Genomic DNA, 4,504 nt, shown 5'->3' with positions numbered 1-4,504 from the left:
CTGCAACAGCTGGAAGCACTCAGGCTGATTTTACTGCGCCACGCATCGCACGAGTTAAAGACGCCGCTGTCCAGCATTCGTGAAGGGTGTTCATTACTCAGTGAACAGCTGGTAGGCCCGTTAAACCCTCAGCAGCTGGAGGTAGTGGGCTTGCTAAATGGCAGCGCCGACCGGCTCAGCGTATTAACTGAACAGCTGCTGGATTACAACCGCTTGCTGCAACAGGCTAAGCCCGAACCAGACTGGCATTCGCCGCAACAACTGCTGACCGATTGCTTTAACGACCATGCGCTGTCGTTACAACAACGCGGTCAGAGTATCGACCTGAGTTGTCAGCTCAGCGCGATTTATACCGACGCTACGCTATTCCGGCGTATACTGGATAACCTGATTAACAATGCTCAGGCCTATGGCAGCCAGAACAGCCCGGTATGGGTAAAATTGTACCAGCAGGAACATCAGTTGTTTCTGGATGTCGCAAACAATGGTAATCCTATTCCTACTGCACTGCGCGAGAAGTTATTTGAACCCTTTCAGCGTGGCACTACACCAAGGTTTGATGCAGTACAAGGCTCCGGCCTGGGGTTATCTATCGTTGCCGACTGCGCGCGCCTGCTGGGCGGCCATGCCGACATTGTTGATGTTATTTATGCCGACGTCTGTATCCGGGTGCGGCTACCGCTGTTAGAGGACAAACCAGCATGAAAAGCGGATTAATCATCCTTTTTAGCCTGACTCTGGCTGGCTGCCAGATGACGCCGGCGCCGGAGCCTATAGCGCCAGTGCCAGAGCCGTTGCCACAGACAGAGCCGTTAGTCGATTTCGCCGAGCAACCGGAACCGGCTGCGCCCGCACTAAAGATCAGCGACGATGCCGATGCGTTACAAGCCTGGGTCAATTACCGCGCCGCTATGCTAAACCGGGTAAATGAAGAGCGCGAACTGCTTAACAGCGATACCACACAGAACGATGTCTGGATGCTCAAGCGCACGATTTTGCAACTACACCCCGATACCCCATACCTGACGCGGCTGCGGATCCAGATGCAACTGGCTGATCAGCTGGCCAGCCTGCCGCCACAACTTGCTGCTTTGCTGAGCTGGGATCTGACGTTCAACCAAAAGCTGCTGGAAGCCGAATCCGCAGTCAGCGCACTGACACGTTTAAACGCGCAACAACATGACAACATAGAACGGCTGCAAAAAACCAACCGCGAATTGCAAAAGAAAATAGATGCGCTGACCCAGATAGAGGCCCAGCTGAATCAACCTAAGGTGCAAGAGGATAATAATGGCCAGCGCTAAGCCCCGTTTATTGCTTGTTGACGATGACCCAAGCCTGCTGCGGCTGTTAACCCTGCGTTTGGAAGGCGAAGGCTATCAGGTAATCAGTGCGGACAGCGCCGAGGCAGCTTTGCCTTTACTGGCCAAAAACAGTATTGACGTCGTGCTGAGCGATTTGCGGATGCCAGGCCTTGACGGTATGAGCCTGTTTGATGAAATTGCCAAACGCTACCCGGGTTTGCCGGTGGTGCTGATGACAGCGCACGGCTCGATCCCGGAAGCCGTTGCGGCTACCCAGCGCGGCGTGTTCGGCTTTCTGACCAAACCATTGAATACCAGTGAGCTGCGCGATATTTTACAAAATGCTGTGCATCAATCAGTGCCGGAACAGGCTGAATGGCGCGAAGATATTATTACCCGCTCGCGCCTGATGGAAGATGTCCTGGAGCAAAGTTACCGTGTAGCGCAGCGCGATGTCAGCGTGTTGATCACCGGCGCCAGTGGTACAGGTAAAGAACTGCTGGCTAAAGCGATACACAAAGCCAGCCCACGTGCAGCGAAAGCCTTTGTGGCGATAAACTGCGGCGCCTTGCCGGAACATCTGCTGGAATCTGAGCTGTTTGGCCATACCAAAGGCGCCTTTACCGGCGCAGTCACCGAGCATGGCGGCCTGTTCCGGGAAGCCGATGGCGGCACTTTGTTTTTGGATGAGATTGGCGACATGCCGGTTGCGCTGCAGGTTAAACTGCTGCGCGCACTACAGGAGCGGCAAATACGCCCGGTTGGCAGCGCCAAAACGGTACCCATTAACGTCAGGGTGCTATCGGCAACACACCGCGACCTGCAGCAAGCTATGCAGGACGGCAGCTTCCGTGAAGATTTATACTACCGGCTGAATGTGGTTAACCTGCAATTGCCAAGCCTTGAGCAGCGACCCGAAGATATCCCTTTGCTGGCACGCCATGTGCTGCAGCAAAGTGTAGAACGGCATCAGGTTGATGTAACGCGTTTTTCAGATGATGCCATGCAGCTACTGGCCACCGCCAAATGGCCCGGCAATGTGCGCCAGCTGGTCAACGTGGTGGAGCAATGCGTGGCGTTAACCCATAGCCCGGTAATAGGCGCAGCTCAGGTGGAGCAGGCATTATCGCAAGACAGCAGCTACTGGCCACCACTGACAGAAGCGCGCGATCAGTTTGAGCGTCAGTACCTGATCCGCGTATTACAAATGACTGAAGGCAATGTTACCCGCGCAGCTGAGCTGGCGGGACGTAACCGCACTGACTTTTATAAATTACTGAAAAAGCACGAACTCAGCGCCGCCCAGGTAGCCGAGCAAGGCGATGAAACCGAGTAAACTGTTATGACTGCAATCACACCACCAGATGCGCATCTGATTGATGACGAACATAATCCTGAGCTAATCAAAGCCAAAATTATCAGTGAAACAGCCCGTATCAACTGGCTGGAGCTGCAAAAATTTTACGCGGCCGGTGCCGTCATTACTGTATCAGCGGCGTTGGATTTGGTTGACGTAGCGCTTGCCTTTAGCCGCGATGACAAAAGCCGCGTTGCTGACTGGCTGGCAGCAGGCACGGTCGGCCGCACCAGTGAACAGCAGGCCCAGCTGTGGTTCGATGAAAAAACCGAATTATGGGCCGTGGTCATTTCGCCCTGGGTACTGGTACAACATAAACCCGATTCCGGCCTGAACTAAACCAGACACAGCAGAGCAGTTATTCGCTATTGCTTTGCTACACTTGGCTACACAATCGTCAGTAATAAGAAACCGTTATGAGCGAAGAATTTAAAAAAGGCAGCAGTTCGCGCGTTACCCTGTCGCAGCTGATGCTGCCATCACACTCTAATTTCAGCGGTAAAATTCACGGCGGTTATCTGCTGTCACTGATGGATCAGATAGCCTTCGCCTGCGGTTCTAAGTTCAGTGGTAAATATTGTGTCACCGCTTCAGTGGACCGGGTAGATTTTCTGAACCCGATTGAGGTTGGCGAACTGGTCACATTAAAAGCCTCGGTTATTTTTGTTGGCAACAGCTCAATGGTGGTAGGCATCAGAGTTGAAGCGCAGAACATTCAGACCGGTAAGGTCAAACACTGTAACTCGTCTTATTTTACGATGATTGCCAAAGACGAGCAGGGTAACAACGTGCGGGTACCCCGGCTTATTTTAACCAGCAAAGAAGAAGTATTGCGCTTTGTTAAAACCACCCAGCGCCTGAAGCTGCGCCACAGTTATGCTGAACTCTGCGCCGACTTTGATGGCGATATGCAGCAAGCGATAGAGCAAATCACCAACCATTATCAGGTGCAGGTGCAACTAGGTTAGTTAGCTCAGCCGTAAAACCGGCTTGCTCACACCGACACGCCGTAAATACGTCCCTGTACGCTCGTTTGCGCCCATCCTGGGCTTCAACGGTCGGTTTAGAACAATCCGGTTTCAATCCTGTCTGTCCGTTTAGTACCCCGCAGCCTGGCCATCTTTGCGCGACTCTGATGCGCCAACCCAGACGCCGTTTTCGTGGTCGCGCATAATAGCCTGATAACCGCCGTAACCGCCTAAGCCGTAGCGCACATCATGGCCTTTTTTCATCAGCTCGCGTACTGTCTCGTACGGCACACCGGTTTCCATTTCGACATAGCCACCGTTTTCCAAATACATGTCGCTGCCATCGGTAGGCTCTGTGCTGCCAAGGTGCTGCCAGCGCGCTGCATCACCGGCTTCCTGCAGGTTCATGCCGTAATCGGCCATATTGACCAGAATTTGCACATGGCCTTGTGGCTGCATGGCACCGCCCATCACACCGAAACTGATCAGCGGTTTATTATCTTTGGTAACAAAGGCCGGAATAATGGTCTGAAATGGCCGTTTTCCCGGCTGATAAGCGTTAACGTGTTTTTTATCCATCGAGAACAGCTCGCCGCGGTCCTGAAACACAAAACCCAACCCCGGCACCACCACACCTGAGCCCATTCCACGGTAGTTACTCTGAATTAATGACACCATATTGCCGTCTTTGTCAGCGGTGGTCATATAGATGGTATCGCCCTGGTACAGCGCCGGGTTACCGGCATCAACCCGCTTGGCGGCTTTGTCACCAATTAATTTGGCGCGCTCACGGCCATATTCTTCTGAAATCAGTCCCTTAATCGGCGCTTTGTTAAAGTCCTGATCGGCATAAAATTTGGCTCTGTCTTCAAAGG

General features: G+C 53.0%; 6 protein-coding genes. 5 read left to right on the top strand and 1 reads right to left on the bottom strand.

Annotated elements, in window-relative coordinates; genetic code table 11:
* From VIN66_RS12905 to VIN66_RS12885, 5 genes are all read left to right on the top strand, one after another.
* The coding region (locus VIN66_RS12905) for a HAMP domain-containing sensor histidine kinase (RefSeq protein WP_331924360.1) at positions 1-705 on the top strand (705 nt) is incomplete at its 5' end.
* Complete coding sequence (locus VIN66_RS12900) at positions 702-1,304, top strand: hypothetical protein (protein WP_134053005.1); 603 nt, start codon at positions 702-704, stop codon at positions 1,302-1,304. The genes VIN66_RS12905 and VIN66_RS12900, both read left to right, overlap by 4 nt.
* Positions 1,291-2,640 carry a sigma 54-interacting transcriptional regulator gene (locus tag VIN66_RS12895; RefSeq protein ID WP_331924359.1) on the top strand — a complete coding sequence of 450 codons (1,350 nt, stop codon included), beginning with the start codon at positions 1,291-1,293 and terminating at the stop codon, positions 2,638-2,640. The genes VIN66_RS12900 and VIN66_RS12895 overlap by 14 nt, the downstream gene beginning before the upstream one ends.
* Before the next feature lie 6 nt (positions 2,641-2,646).
* Entirely contained in the window at positions 2,647-3,000 is a 354-nt protein-coding gene (locus VIN66_RS12890) for a DUF2288 domain-containing protein (protein ID WP_331924358.1), read from the top strand.
* A gap of 77 nt (positions 3,001-3,077) precedes the next feature.
* The gene (locus tag VIN66_RS12885; protein ID WP_331924357.1) at positions 3,078-3,629 is read left to right on the top strand and encodes an acyl-CoA thioesterase; all 552 of its coding nucleotides are present in this window, start codon (positions 3,078-3,080) and stop codon (positions 3,627-3,629) included.
* Positions 3,630-3,758: 129 nt separating this feature from the next.
* Here VIN66_RS12885 and VIN66_RS12880 read toward each other — a convergent pair.
* Positions 3,759-4,504, bottom strand: a 746-nt coding sequence (locus tag VIN66_RS12880) for a gamma-glutamyltransferase (RefSeq protein ID WP_331924356.1), incomplete at its 5' end; no start/stop codon positions are given.

The sequence above is a fragment of the Rheinheimera sp. genome (assembly GCF_036568245.1).
Lineage (GTDB): Bacteria > Pseudomonadota > Gammaproteobacteria > Enterobacterales > Alteromonadaceae > Alishewanella.
This window is presented reverse-complemented; position numbering and strand designations above follow the sequence as displayed.